At 39.4% G+C, this 17,506-nt stretch carries 14 protein-coding genes and 1 tRNA gene; 8 read left to right on the forward strand and 7 right to left on the reverse strand.

Annotation, left to right across the window (positions count from 1 at the left end):
- Positions 1-135: 135 nt before the first annotated feature.
- From QM524_RS13250 to QM524_RS13260, 3 genes are all read right to left on the reverse strand, one after another.
- Positions 136-2,496 carry a glycoside hydrolase family 127 protein gene (locus tag QM524_RS13250; RefSeq protein ID WP_283344970.1) on the reverse strand — a complete coding sequence of 787 codons (2,361 nt, stop codon included), beginning with the start codon at positions 2,494-2,496 and terminating at the stop codon, positions 136-138.
- Between the two features lie 60 nt (positions 2,497-2,556).
- The gene (locus tag QM524_RS13255) at positions 2,557-3,807 is read right to left on the reverse strand and encodes an NAD(P)/FAD-dependent oxidoreductase (protein WP_283344971.1); all 1,251 of its coding nucleotides are present in this window, start codon (positions 3,805-3,807) and stop codon (positions 2,557-2,559) included.
- Between the two features lie 86 nt (positions 3,808-3,893).
- The gene (locus tag QM524_RS13260) at positions 3,894-5,615 is read right to left on the reverse strand and encodes a DUF885 family protein (RefSeq protein WP_283344972.1); all 1,722 of its coding nucleotides are present in this window, start codon (positions 5,613-5,615) and stop codon (positions 3,894-3,896) included.
- 374 nt (positions 5,616-5,989) lie between these two features.
- On the opposite strand from QM524_RS13260, the gene QM524_RS13265 reads away from it, so the two are divergent.
- Positions 5,990-6,514 (forward strand): helix-turn-helix domain-containing protein, encoded by a 525-nt coding sequence (locus QM524_RS13265; protein WP_283344973.1) that lies wholly within the window; start codon positions 5,990-5,992, stop codon positions 6,512-6,514.
- On the opposite strand, the gene QM524_RS13270 is transcribed toward QM524_RS13265, so the two are convergent.
- Together QM524_RS13270 and QM524_RS13275 are read right to left on the reverse strand one after the other, a co-directional pair.
- On the reverse strand, positions 6,504-7,466 hold the full coding sequence (locus QM524_RS13270) for an HNH endonuclease (protein WP_283344974.1): 963 nt from the start codon (positions 7,464-7,466) through the stop codon (positions 6,504-6,506). The two genes, QM524_RS13265 and QM524_RS13270, sit on opposite strands and share 11 nt — an antisense overlap.
- Positions 7,467-7,601: 135 nt before the next feature.
- A tRNA-Phe gene (locus QM524_RS13275) sits at positions 7,602-7,674 on the reverse strand.
- A gap of 367 nt (positions 7,675-8,041) precedes the next feature.
- On the opposite strand from QM524_RS13275, the gene QM524_RS13280 reads away from it, so the two are divergent.
- The 5 genes from QM524_RS13280 to QM524_RS13300 all read left to right on the forward strand — a co-directional run bounded on the left by QM524_RS13280 (position 8,042) and on the right by QM524_RS13300 (position 12,457).
- Positions 8,042-9,370: a (Fe-S)-binding protein gene (locus tag QM524_RS13280; RefSeq protein ID WP_283344975.1), complete on the forward strand. Its 1,329-nt coding sequence runs from the start codon at positions 8,042-8,044 to the stop codon at positions 9,368-9,370.
- A 119-nt stretch (positions 9,371-9,489) separates the two neighbouring features.
- Positions 9,490-10,488, forward strand: coding sequence for an alpha/beta hydrolase (locus tag QM524_RS13285; protein ID WP_283344976.1), 999 nt, complete (start codon positions 9,490-9,492; stop codon positions 10,486-10,488).
- Positions 10,489-10,500: 12 nt separating this feature from the next.
- Entirely contained in the window at positions 10,501-11,295 is a 795-nt protein-coding gene (locus QM524_RS13290) for a (Fe-S)-binding protein (RefSeq protein WP_095161025.1), read from the forward strand.
- A 74-nt stretch (positions 11,296-11,369) separates the two neighbouring features.
- Complete coding sequence (locus QM524_RS13295; protein WP_283344977.1) at positions 11,370-11,861, forward strand: hypothetical protein; 492 nt, start codon at positions 11,370-11,372, stop codon at positions 11,859-11,861.
- 110 nt (positions 11,862-11,971) lie between these two features.
- The gene (locus tag QM524_RS13300; RefSeq protein WP_095161027.1) at positions 11,972-12,457 is read left to right on the forward strand and encodes a GAF domain-containing protein; all 486 of its coding nucleotides are present in this window, start codon (positions 11,972-11,974) and stop codon (positions 12,455-12,457) included.
- Positions 12,458-12,675: 218 nt separating this feature from the next.
- On the opposite strand, the gene QM524_RS13305 is transcribed toward QM524_RS13300, so the two are convergent.
- Positions 12,676-13,086 (reverse strand): RrF2 family transcriptional regulator, encoded by a 411-nt coding sequence (locus tag QM524_RS13305; protein ID WP_095161028.1) that lies wholly within the window; start codon positions 13,084-13,086, stop codon positions 12,676-12,678.
- Positions 13,087-13,459: 373 nt separating this feature from the next.
- Between QM524_RS13305 and QM524_RS13310 the strand changes: the two genes are divergently transcribed.
- Positions 13,460-14,809: a flavin monoamine oxidase family protein gene (locus tag QM524_RS13310; protein ID WP_283344978.1), complete on the forward strand. Its 1,350-nt coding sequence runs from the start codon at positions 13,460-13,462 to the stop codon at positions 14,807-14,809.
- A gap of 121 nt (positions 14,810-14,930) precedes the next feature.
- Positions 14,931-15,644: an SIMPL domain-containing protein gene (locus tag QM524_RS13315; protein WP_283344979.1), complete on the forward strand. Its 714-nt coding sequence runs from the start codon at positions 14,931-14,933 to the stop codon at positions 15,642-15,644.
- 163 nt (positions 15,645-15,807) lie between these two features.
- Here the strand turns inward: QM524_RS13315 and ftsZ are convergent, their stop codons facing one another.
- Complete coding sequence (gene ftsZ / locus QM524_RS13320; RefSeq protein ID WP_283344980.1) at positions 15,808-17,235, reverse strand: cell division protein FtsZ; 1,428 nt, start codon at positions 17,233-17,235, stop codon at positions 15,808-15,810.
- Positions 17,236-17,506 lie beyond the last annotated feature (271 nt).

Below are 17,506 nucleotides of genomic sequence, written 5' to 3' on the forward strand. Positions count from 1 at the left end.
TAAATCAATCAAGCGCCGAAGGTGCGAAAGACTCCAATATAATTGGTGTTCTTTCGCACCTTCGGCGCTGTAAAATGGCATTTATCTATAGAATAGTTTTGACTATTCATCCAATAAAGCACAACTCCTCACTCATCATTCCAAACTCCGCACTCCAAAAACTCTTCCTGCTGTTTTGCCTGTATGGGCTTTGATGGTTACTCTAATTTTATCCTTATTAGCAGTGAAAGAAGTATTTAGTGGGTAAGATATATCATAAAACTTACCAGTTGCTCCACCTTTCAACTCTTGTGTTGCCAATACTTGACCGTCTACTAAAATATCGAAGAAACGACCTTTGTCGTCGCCAATATAGGTCATCAAAATGGATGCTTGGGTTGAATTAGCTTTGATTTTTAAGTCAAATGAGAACGAACCTCCTTTTCTGACTTCACGACCTGTACGTCCTAGGGCATCGCTCACGTAGGACTCGCCATCGATGGTAAGGTTGTGGTCGCGTTCAGGTTGCATTTCGCCAATTCTGAAATTATCTACTGTTTTATCTTCTATCTCTTTCTGACGTTTTTTCTCTGCTTCATAAGCGGCCTTTTTCTCTTCCCAACCTGCTTTGGTGAAATAATCCCAATACACACTATAGTGTTGTTGATAACTTTGGTAAAAAGGAATAAGAGTTACTTCAAAAGGAACGGCTACTTGTTGGGTTTTGAAAGTTAAGGGTGCGTTTTCCACACTTTTTACCCACTGATTTACATTTTTATTGTCGGTTAACAAAACAGGAATACCATACACTGGATCTGGATTTTCTTTGCCCAATTGTCCTGCCAAAACCAAAGGCCCGTAAAGTAAAGCAATACGGTCTTTGTTGTCAGGCATACTTTCGCTATAAACTTGCATAGGCATTTCAAGCGATATTTGGTCTTGATTTTTCCATGTTCTTTCTACCACAATATAGCCACTGGCATCTGGCTCCGAAGCAACAGACTGACCATTGACTTTTACTTGAACACCGTTGGTTGCCCACCAAGGTTTACGAATTTTAAGGGCAAATTTTTGAGCCTTGCGGAGTTCTAAGGTAAGCTGTGAATTGCCCTGAGTTGGGTATTTTGTTTGTTGTGTCAACACCAGACCTTTTTCTTTCCAATTCAGACGAGAAGGAATAAATAAGTTCACAAACAAGCTTCCATCCGCTCCTTGAAAATAAATACTTTCGTTGTACTTTACATGGTTTTCCATGCCACTTCCAACACAGCAAGTAAAGGTATTGAACTGGTCGCTGAAATCTTTTTTAGTCCCCATTCTCAAGGGTACAAAATAGCACATCATACCACTTTCGGGGTTTTGTGATGCCAAAATATGGTTGTAAAGTGCTCTTTCGTAATAGTTTGTCAACTCGCTGTTGGGTTGCCAAGTAAACAAGTGGCGAGTCAACTTTAGCATATTGTAGGTATTGCAGGTTTCGCAAGTATTATCGCTCAAATGTTCACTCAATTTGTCAGGCTCACCACAGTATTCGTAGTTACTATTTCCACCAATCACATAAGTATGATGATGTACCATAATATCCCAGAAAAAGCTTGCGATCGTTTTATCAGACTCCAGTCCCGTTAGTTCGTATTGTCGGGCACTACCTATGGCTTTGGGTACATTGGTGTTCGAATGTTTGCCAGCCATTGGATTAATACGTTTCGACAAAGGCACCATTACAAAATCGTCATAAAATTTATAAGACAAATCGAGGTATTCTTTTTTACCCGTAATGGCATATAAGTTCGCCAACACCTCTGCCATTCCACCGTATTCGCATTTAAGCATTTTTTGTAATAACTCTGGCGAAAGTGGATTGACAGTTTTTCCTGTCCAATCTGCCATACCTGTCACTACGGCCAAAGCTTGTTGGTTTCCACAATACAAATAAGCATCCAACAAACCCGCCATGACTTTATGAACTGTGTACCAAGGACTCCAACCGCCGTTGAGGTCAAAGCCTCCAGACTTGATTTCGCCACGAGATACTTTTGTGAAAATCGAATCTTCTTTTGGGATAGCGCCTACATAGCCCGTTTTGCGAGCTTTTTGGCATTCTGCCAAAGCCGTTACTATCTCGTTGACACGGTCTTTAAAAACTTTTTGCTGCGATGAAGCGTACATCATCGCACACGCCGAAAGATAGTGCCCAAGGGTATGTCCAGAAAGACCTTCGCTTTCCCAGCCGCCATACACTGCGCCTTTAGTGGGTAAGCCCGCATTGAGATAAAAACGATGCAACAAACGTTGTGGCTCGATACTCAACAAATACGCCGCATCTTTATCCATCGCATTTTTAAATGGCGAACCTTCCAATAAAGTCACTTCGTCCAAGTCGAATGGATAGGCCTGTAAGGTAACTTTGGATTGTACTTTAAAGCGTTTGTCAACTTTGAGAGGGGTATAATTTTGGGCATTTATTTTTCCTAAAAACAATACACAAAAAATAGAGAGAAGGGTAAATTTTTTCATAGTAAAGAAAACAAAGGCTTTTATCCAAGAACGATATCGTCAGATAAAAGCCCTTTCTTTTTAGTCAAATCGTTGTGGGTTGAATGCTTGAATATCAATACTGGTAGGTTTTTCGCTGATAATTTCTTCGACCAGTTTTCCTGTACCTGGGCCTAAACTAAGTCCCATCATCGAGTGCCCTGTAGCAATTACAACGTTGTCATAAGTACTAGTACGACCGATATAAGGCAAACCGTCGGCCGAACAAGGTCGGAAACCATGCCAGATGTCTTTTTCAGCAGGGAATGCAATATCAAAAGTTGGTAAAAAGTTTTTGACTGATTGTAAAATTCCTTTTACACGTTGGAAATTCGGAGGAGTATTAGTCGAAACAACTTCCATCGTGCCTCCCATACGTATTTTGTTACCATCCATTGGCGTTAATGCCACACGACCTTCGGCCAAAATAATAGGATGGTTGATTTTATGAGGACTATTTTCCAAAGTCAAGGAGTATCCTCTACCTGCCATCAGCGGAAGGGTAATATCTACCAATTCGGCTAATTCACGACTCCAAGAACCCGCTGCAACTACTACTGCATCGGTAGCATATTGCTGTTTGTGGGAACGGATATGAGTGATTTTACCATTCTTTTTCTCAAAACCTGTAATGCTTTCATTCGTTTTGATTTCGATACCTTTTTGCTGTAAATCTGAGATAAGATTCTTCATCAAAAGATTTGGATATACGTGGGTATCGCAATTAAATTGTAGTCCTCCAATGGCATTGAGAGGCGTTTGTGGTTCTAAAGCCTGTAGTTGTTCTTTATTGAGGTATTTTACATCTAACCCTAACTCATGTGCTTTTTCGACGGTATGATGTGCGTGGGTAGCAACGGCTTCTGTTTGGAAAATTTCAAGCATACCTTTACGCTCGTAACCAAAGTCAAAAGAAGCATTAGCTTCCCATTCTTCAAACAGTTTTTGACTCAATAAAGAAATATCTCTCAAGGGTACTGCCGAATCCTCCACATGTTGCTGATTGGCACTTTGCATAAATTTGACCCCCCAATTGATTAACGCTTTATTCAAAGCAGGTTTTACATAAAAAGGACTCAAAGGATTAAACATCCATTTGATTCCTTGCCAAATAATCCCTGGTGCTGCCAAAGGCACAAAATGGCTCGGACACACATAGCCTGCATTGCCATAAGAACAGTTATCCGATAAATCTCCTTTATCAAATACCGTCACTTTATAGCCCGCCTCATGCAAATAATAAGCAGAACTTAATCCTACAATCCCCCCGCCAATAATTGAAATGTGATTCATGGTATGTTGATTTGAAAATTTGAAGATTTGAAAATTTGAAGATGAGTAGGCACATTTTCAAATTTCCAAATCTCCAAATTCTTCTATTATTTAAGTGAATAAAATCTCCAGTTGGTTTGATAGTCTTTGGGTAAAAGTTTGCGAGAAAGGATAGCACGCATCATTTCGATAGGGAGCTTGTTCTCTTGCATAAATTGATCATGAAATTGTTGATAAGTCATTTTTTTCGTACCGACCAATTCATCTTTCAAGGCTCTGATTTGTAAGCCTCCAATCATATAAGCTATTTGGTACAATGGGTCATAACCTCCTACAAACGAACGACGTACTTCGCCCTCGGCATTGGCATATTCGTGCCCTACACGGTCTACCAAAAAGTCGATACACTCTTGTGGCGACCATTTACCAATATGATAATTGAGCGAGAAAATAATACGCGCACAGCGGTGCATACGCCAAAATAACATCCCAACGCGGTCTTCTGCCGAACGAGGAAATTTCAGATCATATAACAACATTTCCCAATACAGCGACCAGCCTTCTACCCAAAATGGCGTTTCGAAATGACGATAAGTTTTATATCTACGGGTCATAAACGACTGTAAGCCGTGGCCAGCAATGAGTTCATGATGTACAGTAGCTCTCGAAAAATGAGGATTGTTGCCACGCATACTCATCATTTTTTGGTCATGCGTCATCGTATTGGTAGGATACGAAACAATAAACTCTTCACCACCCAAAAAGAAAGGATTGACCAACTGACGCTCAGGACTCATCATCGACAAGCGCCAAGTTTCTTCCGCCAATGGCGGAATCGTAATCAAGTTATTATCTTTCAAAAAGGCGATAGATTCCTCATAGAGTTTGACCATCGCCGCAGGCTGTTGCCCTGGCGGAACGGCCGTTTGCTTTACTTTTTCTAAAGCTGCTTTCCAATTATCCCCAAAACCCATCTCACGACTAGCCTTCAGCATTTCGGCATCGCACCACGCAAATTCCTTGTTTGCTATCTCCACCAGCTCTTCTGGCGAGTACGGAATCATTTCTAATTTCAGTTTACGTGTGAGTTCTTCTTTGCCGATAGGATTGCCAACAATCCCCGAAGCATCGTTTTTGACCTGAGAACTTACGGTTGTAGCCTTCAAAAAAGCCGTAGAATAGCCCTTCAACACACTATCTAGCTCGGCATAAGGTTTTGCCATCCACCAAGTAAACATTGGGTCGTAGCCATTATAAAAACTGAAAACAGAGTTTAAGGCAGATTTTAACCCCAAGGCAATACGACTACCACGGTTAGATAAATCTTTGGTAAGGGTTTTTGTTTCTTTTAACTTGGCTTGTAGACCCGCAATTTGTTTCACACATTGATTAAGTTCCGACGCCAATTTGGGCGAATCGGGCATAAGTCCTCTGCGACGAGCCTTTTCGGCATCATAAATCACCTGTGCAAATGGAAACCAGTTTGCCAACTGCTGAAAGGCGGTAGCTTCTTCCTGACTTTGATAAAGGACATCTTCCCAATCCCTTTTAATCAACAAGTAATCCACACGCCCGCCAGCATCGAGGGCATTATAATCAATTGGCTGTAGTTGCGAAAGGTAAGACTGAGCTAGGGTTTTGAATCGCTCTCTACGCTCAGGAGAATGGTCAATCGTATAAAAACGCTGAAGGTTACCACGATCGGCATGATACATTTCGATGAGTTGTCTCAAAGCATCGTTGGCTGTTGTTTTTTGTGCCCAGCTTGGTACAATACCCAACAAAACCATCCCAAAAGTAATAAAGCATAAATTGACGAAGTGTTTCATACATAATGATAGTTAAGATGCCCATGACGGTTTCCCAAGATAAATGGGTATAACGTAAAATTACTTTATTCAAGAAGGAAGCGCTATGTACATTTTACCAAAATATAAGCAAATATTAACCAAGGATAGAAGGAATTGTTGGAAATAGTGGTAATAAATAGGTATTGGAAAATTCAGATAATGAGAATTGTGCCGAAAATATTATTCTGATTCACGATAGCAGAATAGCGTAAATCGAAAATAATCAGAGGGTTAATGTTGGGCGTTTTTATAAATTCACTAGTATTGTGAGTGATGTTATCTAATTAGGTAACATTTTTCGATTGGATAAAAATATTATTGAAAGGATATATCAAATAATAGATTTCGACGCCATGAATAAATTACCCCGTATTACTAAGATTGTATCAGTTGAGCCGTATAAAATCACCGTAATTTGGACTACGGCTGAGATACGAGTGATAGATTTCGAGCCATTTTTTCAACAATGGAATAAAAACGCTAACGCACATCTTCTTGCACTGAAAGATTGGGAGGTATTCAAGCATGTGGCCGTAAATGAGTCAAAAACATTAGAATGGTTGAATCATACCTCTGTAGTAAATTTTAGAAACAAGCGTATTGAAGTTCCCACTAGCCTCGACCCAGACGTTCTTTATGAACAAAGTCATTTCATCAAGAACATAGATACAATACCCGTAGGAGTTATGTTGAAAGAAGCCCGAGAAAAAGCAGGTCTTAGCCAAGCAGAAGTAGCTTTGAGCGCAGGTACAACCAGAAACTATATTTCGAGAATTGAAAACGGCAAAAGCGATATTCAATTAGAAACCCTTCACAAAATTGTAGCATTGGGCTTAGGGAAGGAATTGAAGGTGGAAGTGGTGGATACTAATCTTTAAAAATATGTTCGCGATGCCAACGAATATTCTCAATATTAGGGTATTGTTTTGATCCAAATGGCATCATGATCTTTTTTTGACGTAATTGTGCCAGACTGTAAGGATGTTCTGTGTTTTCACTAATTTGTGAAGAAACCAAAATCCTAAAATGGTCATCAATACTTACAAGACCTTTATCAAACGCTGTATGTAAGTTTGGGCAAAGGGCTAATCCATTCGTGACTTTATCATCTTTTGAAACACTAAACGGGATGATATGGGCAGCTTCAATCAAATCTCCGCCAAAATCAGTGATAAGTTTCATTCCTGACATACAGCAAGTGGAAGAGTAAACTTTTCTTATTAAGCGTGGAAATAATCCACTTCTGACAAAAACTTCCTCTTCATCGATTGAGCTGAAGCCAATATTATAAATTGGGGCTTCCTTTTCGTTCAACAAAAAGCCTTCTAAATCGTTGATATATCCTTTCCCAAATTGTTTGGCAATGACGAATTGCTCCTTCGTTTTTGTAAAATAGGTGTCAAGAATGGTATGTTGTGCTAAAAGTCTAAATTCTGAATTTTGTAATAAGAGATAAAAGTCCTCCTGAAATGAAGCGTATTTAACCACGTCTTTTAAAATGTTGATGCTCCTGATGTGATTTGTGAGGGTAAAACCAAAATTGAGATGAAGTTTCCAAAAAGGCTCTCCCGCTAACTTTTCGTTTTGAAGATAATAAAAAGGCTGAGTAAAGTCTGGACTATGTGCTGTATCAACCAAAAGAGTCCAGTTTTCTCTAAAATGGGCTACAAAGTCTGGGTCAATGTAAAATTCATTCTTTAGAAAGTGTCCGTTTTCAATTAGCTCGATAATAGTCAGGATCAGAATAAGCTTATGTGGGGCATTTCCATATTTGGAAGTACCCTGTCGAATGGATTTGAGTTTTTGAATAGAACTTCGGACATCAATCATCTGAAATGAGCTTAGATGTGAAATAGATAAGTTTTGTAGATAATATAGCCACAATTTTTGTGGAGAGAAAGAAATCTTTCATTTTTTCCCTAAAATCACAAAACCCCCTCAGAAATGAATCTGAGAGGGTTTTTGTGGTAAAGGGCGGACTCGAACCGCCGACACACGGATTTTCAGTCCGATGCTCTACCAACTGAGCTACTTCACCGTTCTGATTTCCCGTTACATTTTCGTGTTTTGTTCGTGTGTTTCGGGACTGCAAAATTAGTAGACAGAAATTAAAAACCAAAATGTTTTCGCAAAAAAAATGAAAAAAAATTGTGAAATTTCTAAAATTAGGGGCTTTTTGTTTGATTTTCAGAAAGTTACATCAATGAAAAATTTTACAAAAAAATAGAAAAAAATTAAAATAGTATGCTTGCATACTATTTTAATTTTGCCCATCTTTGCAATATGCAGTTTTTTCATGAAAAAATATTAAAAGAATATATTTGGTAGCTTTTTACGGCAAAATCAGGTAGTTTTTCAAAGATTTCGTCACTACCAAAAGTAATCAGCAATAATCTCAACTTACTATGCAAGTCGTACAACAAATCCTATTTCTGTTAGCATTAGCTGCGGCAGGGTATTTTATCGGACAACGAATCAAAACTATTCGCAACACGATTTTACTGGGTCGTGATGAAGACCGTAGCGACCGTCCCGAAGAACGTCGTGCTATGATGCTACGAATTGCTTTTGGACAACAAAAGATGTTTGACCGCCCCTTGATTGGTTTAATGCACTTTGTTATTTACGCAGGCTTTTTGCTAATCAATGTCGAGGTGCTCGAAATCGTCTTAGATGGGCTCTTGGGAACACACCGTCTTTTTGCGCCAATTTTGGGCGATACCTATCCCCTATTGATTAATTTCTTCGAAACAATGGCTTTTGGGGTATTGGTCGTATGTGTGATTTTCTTGGTTCGTAGAAATATTACCAAAGTAGAACGCCTTCAAGCTAATCGCCACCGTGAGTTGAGTGGTTTTCCAGAAATTGATGCTAATACGATTTTGTTTTCAGAAATTATCTTGATGTTCTTTCTTTTGAGCATGAATGCTGCTGACAGCGTTTTGCAATCGAGAGGAGTTGAGCATTATCATCCTGTGGGAACTTTTGCATTTAGTGGATTTCTCAAACCAATTTTTGAGGGATGGAATACAACGGCTTTGATTGCCTATGAGCGATTGGCGTGGTGGTTGCATATCCTTGGGATTTTGGCTTTTGCCGCATATGTGACTTATTCAAAGCATTTGCATATTTTCTTGGCGTTTCCCAATACCTATTTTTCTAACTTGGAAGCCAAAGGACAAATGGCTAATATGCCATCTGTAACGCAGGAAGTAAAAATCATGCTGGGGCTCGAACAACCTGCCTCGGACGCACCTGCTGAAATTGCTCGTTTTGGAGCAAAAGACATCAAAGATTTGACTTGGAAAAACTTGATGGATGCCTATTCTTGTACCGAATGTGGTCGTTGTACTTCGCAATGTCCTGCCAATCTTACAGGAAAGGCGCTGTCGCCACGAAAAATCATGATGGATACTCGCGACCGTTTGGAAGAGGTTGGACGCAATATGACGCAAAATAAAGGACAATTCGTGGATGATGGAAAGTCGTTGTACGGCGATTATATCTCAGCCGAAGAATTACGAGCTTGTACTACGTGTAATGCCTGCGTACAAGAATGTCCTATTAATATTTCTCCATTAGATATTATTCTCCAATTGCGTCGATACCAAATCATGGAAGAATCTGATGCCCCAGGCTCATGGAATGCGATGTTTTCGAACTTAGAAAACAATCAGGCTCCTTGGAAATTCTCGCCAGCAGATCGATTCAATTGGGCGCAGAAGGAGGGATAAGGTTCAAAGGCACAAAGTGAAAAAAATATTTCTTTCGATTGAAAACACATTTTGTGCCTTTGTCCCTCTGCCACTTTGTGCCTCAAAAAAACTTTTAACTCAAAAAAACAAAACACAATATGCGTCGCTTCATCAGCATACTTTTCGGGGTCATCGGGTTTGGTGGTATTCTCTACTTGTTGGGACCCAAACCTGATGCTCCAACTTTGAAAGATTACAGCTTTAGTCTTCCCGATTCTTTAAATGCGCTCGAAGCTCAGATAAATGCCGAAGAAAAAGCCGTAAAAGGTATTAGAGAAGACAATCAGGCAAGAATTATTTGGGCTGATTCTCTACAAAAAAAGCCAACAGATGTTGCGCTTTTGTATGTTCATGGTTTTTCGGCAAGTCAAGAAGAAGGTGACCCTGTTCATACCAATTTGGCAAAAAAGTACCATGCCAATTTGTACCTCGCACGTTTGGCTGGGCATGGAATTGATTTGGGCGATAGCACCATGAAAAACCTTACCACAGACCAAGTATTAGAGTCGGTAGAAAAGGCTTTGGCGATTACCAAAAAACTAGGTAAAGAAGTCATCGTAGTAGGAACTTCATTTGGCGGAGCGCTAACCTTATATCTTGCTTCGAGACATCCTGAAATCAAATCGATTGTGTTGTATTCGCCTTGTATTGAGATATTTGATAAAAATGCAGCAGCGCTTGATAATCCTTGGGGTAAAAAATTAGCTACCGCTATTATGGGCTCAGAAATACGAGATTTTAAACCCTACAATCCGCTTCATGCCAAATATTGGTCAACGCATTATCATGTAGATGGCTTAATTGCTTTGCAAAATTTCTTAACTCATGTGATGACACCAGAAACATTTGCAAAAGTAAAATGCCCAACCTATTTGGCGTATTATTATAAAAATGAGCAAGAACAGGATAAAGTAGTATCAGTACCTGCTATGCTCAAAATGTACGATGAATTGGGCGTTGATGCTTCGAAAAAGGAGAAACAGGTATTCCCGAATGCAGGCAACCACGTAATAGCCTCGTACGTACTTTCGAAAGATTATGAAGGAGTACAAAAAGGCACAGAAAAGTTTTTAGACGAAAAGGTTTTCCGACCATAAAATATTCAACAGATGTCACAAGCGCTAGAATTCAAAGTGCCAACCATGGCCGATATGGCTATGCAAGGCGAAACCCCAGAAATCTTATTTTGGGTAGGTTGTGCAGGGTCATTTGATGACCGATATAAAAAAGTTACGATTGCTTTTGCCAAAATTCTTAATCGTGTAGGAATTAAATTTGCGGTTTTAGGTACCGAAGAATCATGTACCGGTGACCCAGCACGTCGTGCAGGTAATGAGTTTTTGTTCCAAATGCAAGCGACCATGAACATCCAAGTATTAGATGGATATGGTATCAAGAAAATCGTTACGGCGTGTCCGCATTGCTTCAATACCCTCAAAAATGAATATCCTGCCCTTGGAGGCAACTATGAGGTATTGCACCATTCGGAGTATTTGCAACAGTTGATTAACGACGGTAAAGTCAAAATGGCCGAAGGTGGTAGTTTCAAGGGTAAAAAGATTACCTATCATGATTCTTGCTATTTGGGTCGTGCCAATGAGGTTTATGAGGCGCCAAGAGCAGTATTAGAAGCCCTCGATGCCGAATTGGTAGAGATGAAGCGTTGTCGCACCAAAGGTTTGTGTTGTGGTGCGGGTGGTGCACAAATGTTTAAAGAGCCTGAAAAAGGTAATAAGGATATTAACGTAGAACGCATCGAAGACGCCCTAGAAACTGGTGCACAAACCATTGCTGTAGCTTGTCCATTTTGTATGGTCATGATGTCGGATGGGGTGAAAAATAAAGAAAAAGAAGACTCCGTAAAAGTTTATGACCTAGCGGAACTCATTGACGCAAGTATGTAGTTGTTGGTGTAGGCTTTGGCAAAGAGATTCCCTATTTTTATCTTTGTCAAAGCTTACTAAAAGCCATTACAATTATGTACATAGCATTCGAAAATATATCTCCTTCGGCACGTGTTTGGGTTTATCAAACAGAACGCCTTCTTTCATCTGACGAAATAGCTTTTGTTGGTCAATATCTTCAACAACAAATTGAACAATGGGCAGCACATGGTGCACCGCTATTGGGAGCTTTTCAGATTATTCAAAATCGATTTATTATTGTAGCCGCCGACGAACAGCAAAACGCTGCTTCGGGATGCTCTATTGATGCCTCTGGGCGTTGGTTTAAGGAGTTAACACAACACCTCAATGTCAATTTCTTTGACCGCTCAATTGCCTATTTTAAAGGCGATACCATCGAAACTGTTGAGATGTTGAAAATCAGAGGATTGGTAACTTCTGGTGAGATTACGCCTGAAACTCCTATCGTCAATACGCTTGTCGCTACAGTGGCTGAGTTCCAACAGAAATGGACGCTTCCCGCAGGTGATTCATGGATGGCGAGATATTTTAAGCAATTAGTTTAGTTTATAGGGCTAAGGGTTTAGGCAAGGAGGCGATAAGTATATTGTTCTGAAAGCTGACAGCTCAAAGCCAAAAGCCAATCAGGCACATCAACAAACAATTAAAATCAAATATGGCTGAGAATTTATTTATTCCAGAAACAAAAGATAGAAAAGAAATATACGAGGCTGTTATCCCACAGATTGAAGCTTTGATTAGTACCGAAAGTGATTTAATCGCCAATTTGGCAAACATTTCGGCAGTACTAAAAGAAGCATTTGGCTTTTTTTGGGTAGGTTTTTATTTGACCAAAGGAAATCAACTTGTTTTAGGGCCATTTCAAGGGCCATTGGCGTGTACACGTATCAACTTTAACAAGGGAGTTTGTGGCCATTGCTATACTACAAAACAGACGGTAATTGTACCCGATGTAGAAGCATTCCCTGGGCATATTGCCTGCTCTTCGGCCTCAAAATCGGAGATTGTATTGCCAGTTTTTGACAAAGAAGGAAATGTGGCAATGGTATTAGACGTAGATTCTGACTTGCTCAATGACTTTTCGGAAGTAGATGCCGAAGGTTTAGGGAAAATCATGAAAGCCTTGGAAAAAACGCTCTAAATTTCTGTGATGCTGAATCGTCTCTAATTTAGTGAATGACTGATTATTTTGTGTCAGTAGAGACGCAATGATTGGGTCTTAATCCGAGCTATATTATCAAAAAAAGCGGTCGAAAAATTAATTTTTCGACCGCTTTTTTTGATAAAGTTGGAGAATAATTCTAATACAATTACTCATCCACTCAATCGCAAATCATTCAATAAAGAATGCCTGTTGATTTATTTAATCAAATCAGCTAAAGTAGTGTCTTCTAATACCGTAAGGTTCGCATCACGCCATTTTTCCATTACGCTACGAAGCGAACAAGCTTCTTCACTCACACAGTCGTCACATTTGCCATAAAAATGCAAAGAAACACAAAGTGTTGGAGAAATTGGACCATCTATAATGCGGATAATTTTAGCAAAAGTCACTTGATCGGGAGACATTCTAAGATAGTATCCGCCCCCTTTCCCTTTTTGACTTTGCAAAATGCCGTGATTTCTGAGTTCCAATAGAATTGCCTCTAAGAATTTCTTTGGAATGTGCTCTGATTCGGCAATATTGGCAATCAACAAAGGACCTTTCTCATATTCACGAGCTAGTACTTTTAAAGCTTTTAAAGCGTATTTGGCTTTCTTGGAAATCATATTCTGTTTAGTTTCTTGATGCTTGAATCTTTTACTAAAGGACTTTTGGGCTCGAATCAATGGAAGCCTTTCTCCTCCATAACAAATCCAGTATCCAGAGTAGTTCTATTTGCTTTATAGACAAAGCTACATAAAATTTATGGGATTTGATAATTTTTCTAAAATTTGAATATGCTCAAAAAATGACTATATTTCAGTGAAAATGCTAATTTTTTCATAAAATAATTATAGTTATAAGGTGAATAGAAAATGATTTTTATCATAAAACAGTTTCACCTGTCATCGACTAGCAAAGAATAGGACAACAATGAATATATGCTCATAGCCTGTTGTCTCCATATATCATTTCAATTGTGATAAAAACTCTCTTTTCATGAATAACTCCACAGATGTCATAATTGTTGGAGCTGGTTTTGCGGGACTCACCGCCGCAAAGGCTTTGCTTCAAGCTGGAAAAACCGTGCGTGTGCTCGAAGCTCGCCCCCGTGTAGGTGGACGGGTACATACTGAGCACTTCGAAGGCTTTTATCTCGATATGGGAGGTACATGGGTTGGTCCTTCACAAGATAGAGTTTATGCCATGTTGAAAGAATATCAACTAGCGACATTTCCCACCTACGATGAAGGAAAAAGTACCCTGATGATGAATGGAAAGCGTAAAAATTATAAGGGACTGATTCCTCCATTGCCTATTCCTGCTTTGCTGAGTCTAGATTTTGCTATCAAGACAATCAATAAGTTATCTAAAACTGTTGACCTTTCCAGTCCTTGGAATACGCCAAATGCATACCATTGGGATAGCATGACTTTACAATCATGGATGAATCAGCAAATGCGTTTTAAAACTGCTCGAAAACTCTTTGGAATAGCTTCTGAGGCTATTTGGGCAGCGCATCCCAATGAAATATCTATGCTTCATGCCTTATTTTACACCAAATCGGGAAGAGATTTTGATACCTTGATGAATGTAAAAAATGGAGCTCAAGAAGAACGGATTTTAGGTGGAGCACAAACTTTAGCCATCAAAATGGCAGATGCCTTACCCGAAAACACCATTCTACTAAATCATCGTGTAGACGCAATCGTGCAAGATGAACAAGGAGTTGAAGTCATTGGGAAGGATTTTCATTATCACGCTTCCAAGGTTGTTGTAGCAATTCCGCCTACCCTCACGCACAAGATACAGTTTTCACCAGCATTGCCAGCCAACCGACAGCAGTTGGTGCAGCGTATGCCGATGGGAAGTGTTTGGAAATGTTATGCGGTATATGAAAAACCATTTTGGCGAGAAAAAGGCTTGAATGGTTTAGCCGCAAGTGATGAAGGATATGTGAGTGTCACTTTCGATAATTCTCCAAAAGATGGCTCAAAGGGAATTATGATGGGATTTGTATTGGCAAATCAAGCAAAAGCTTTCTCTCTTTTGTCAGAACAACAACGTAGGGACGTTGTGCTAAAACAGTTTACTCAATTTTTTGGTGAGGAAGCTCAAACTCCCCTATTCTATGTGGATAAATCTTGGGCAGAAGAAGAATTTTCGGGTGGGTGCTACGCAGGACTGATGCCTACAGGAGTTTGGACAAGCTTGGGAAAACATCTTCGTGAACCTGTAGGAAATATCCATTGGGCAGGTACCGAAACCGCCGAAATTTGGAATGGATATATCGATGGTGCCATTCGTTCGGGAGAAAGAGTGGCTAGTGAAATAGTGGAAAAAATATGAAAATAGCCTCACGATTGATTTCTCGGCTATTTGTTAAACTTTTGTTAATACATACTTGAGCTATCCAAAGCCCGTTGTAAAGACATAAATTGATATTTCAAAAACAAATCTTTGTACTATTATGAAAAAAATAATGATGGCCTTGGCAATGTTTGGTGGCGTTTTATTCTCGACTCAAGCACAAAATAACGATAAAGCCCCTGTGAAAAAAATTGAAGTGACTGGTACTGCCGAAGAAGAAGTATTACCAGATAAAATCTTTGTTTCAGTTACTTTGAGAGAATATTTCAAAGATAAAGACAACAAGAACCGAGTAGATATTTTGGTATTAGAACAGCAATTACAAAAAGCTGTTTCCGATGCTGGTTTACCTAAAGAGGCTTTAACAGTTGGAGGTATCAACGGTTATCGTGAATGGTGGGGAAAGAAAAAACCAACCAATTTCTTAGAAAGTAAAACCTATACTTTGGCGTTAGCAAACCTTTCAAAAATTGATGCTATTCTGAACCGTGTTGATGAAAAAGGTATTTTCACAACGAATATCGAGCGCTTTGAATACTCAAAAATTGAGGACTTGAAAAAACAAGTAAAAATCAAGGCTCTCCAAAATGCTAAAGAAAAAGCAAACTACTTATTATTAGGAATCGGCGAGCAGTTGGGTGAAGCTTTGGAAATATACGAAATTGATAATGGCTATTATCCTCAACCCGTATATGCTGCAATGAAGCGTGAAATGGCAATGTCCGCAGACGCTGCTCCTATGCAAGAGAGTACAGTAGATGTACAAAAAATCAAGGTGAGATTTGATATGAAAGCTGTGTTTAAAATCAAATAAAGTGTTAAGTATTAGTGCAAATACGCTTTAGGCTATAGGCCGTAAGCATTAGGCAAGCATAACTTTTAGCTTACAGCATATAGCGTACAGCCTATTGCAAGTTAAATTACAATTATTCAGGTGATTATATCAAAAAAGGGTATCGAAATCGATACCCTTTTTTTTATTCATACAATGGCTGGTCAAACAACTCAACTTCAGGAACTTGACTAATATCTATTAAAGGCACTTTGTGTCTCAAATAAGCAGGAGTCTCAAGGTCTGTCTCGTTAGGAATTTTTTGACAAAAACTATCTATCATACGTCTAACACGAAGTGTATCATCTTCATGCTTGTAATAAAACGTTGGTTTATGTTCTGTTCTTTCCTCTTCTTCTTCATATACCTCCTCTTCCTCATAAGTCACCACAGGTGGTTGAGGTTGAGGCTGTGGTTGAGGCACAGGTGCAGCAGGTACAGGCACTCTATGAGGATTGTTGAAATTACCTACAGGTTTTGGTGATAATGGTCTATCCACAAGGTCTTTAATGGTAGTCGGCTTAGGTTTAGGAGCCACGATGTGCTCTTTTTCTTCGACATTTTTACCATTTACAGGTAGTGGAGCATCGTCGCCCAAGTCAAATCCTGCGGCGATAACCGTTACACGCATTTCTTCATCCAAATCATCATCTAGGATAAAACCAAGTTTGAAACCAGCAGGAGCTTCGCCAATTTCTCGCATGATATAGTCTGTGATAATTTGCTGTTCTTTCACGCCCATAACTTTAGCTTTACTAGTAGCCACAGTTACAAGGATACGTTTAGCACCTTTGATGTCTTTGTTGTTAAGCAATGGCGAATCAAGCGCGCTTTTGATTACTTCAGATGCACGATTTTGTCCTTTTGCTGAAGCTGTACTCATTACCGCTTGACCAGCGTTGCTAAGTACTTTTTTAACATCCTTAAAGTCGGCGTTGATTTTACCAGACTTGGTAATTACTTCAGCGACTGATTTGGCAGCATTGGCCAATACATCATCAGCGTGCTCAAATGCTTCAAGTATATTTAGATCTTCATAAATCTCAAGTAATTTATCGTTAAGTACTACCAAAACTGTATCACAAGTACGTTGTAGTTCTTCGATGCCACGCATAGCAGCATCGATTTTTTCTGTTCCTTCCCAAGAGTAAGGAGCAGTAACAATAGCAACCGTAAGAATATCAAGACTTTTGGCAACCTTAGCAATAACAGGTGCTGCCCCAGTACCTGTACCACCACCCATACCTGCGGTGATAAATACCATTTTGGTGCCACCTTCCAACAACGCTGTAATCTGAGCTGCACTTTCTTCGGCGGCTAATCTACCTTGTTCTGGTTCGGTACCCGCTCCAAGACCTTCGGTAAGAATGGCTCCTAACTGAAGTTTTGTTGGCACAGAATTATCATTCAAGGCTTGTAAATCGGTATTACAAACCACGAAATCAACATCCTGAATTTTCATTTCATACATGTGACGAACAGCATTGCTACCGCCACCACCAACGCCTATGACTTTGATAATATTAGAAGGCTTATCATCCTTTAGTTCGATATTATGATCAAAAAATGCCATACGCTTAAACGGGTTAAGGATTAATAATATTCAGTAAGGATAAGTTAGGGATTATGCTAGTCGCAAAGACAGGATAATCAAGTAATAGAGGGTCGCTACCTCGGTCAGTATACTTTGGTGTGCCAACAGCAAATTTAAGCTCCCAAAATTACAAATAATTTTAAATTACTCAGGTATTGTAAGTACCTATCAATATGACATATACTATAAAATTACATAAAAGTTGCCAGATTGATACATTATGCTTTTGATAATCAGCATATTTTAGTGA

This window comes from Flectobacillus roseus (assembly GCF_030056595.1).
In the GTDB taxonomy this organism is placed as follows: Bacteria; Bacteroidota; Bacteroidia; order Cytophagales; family Spirosomataceae; genus Flectobacillus; species Flectobacillus roseus.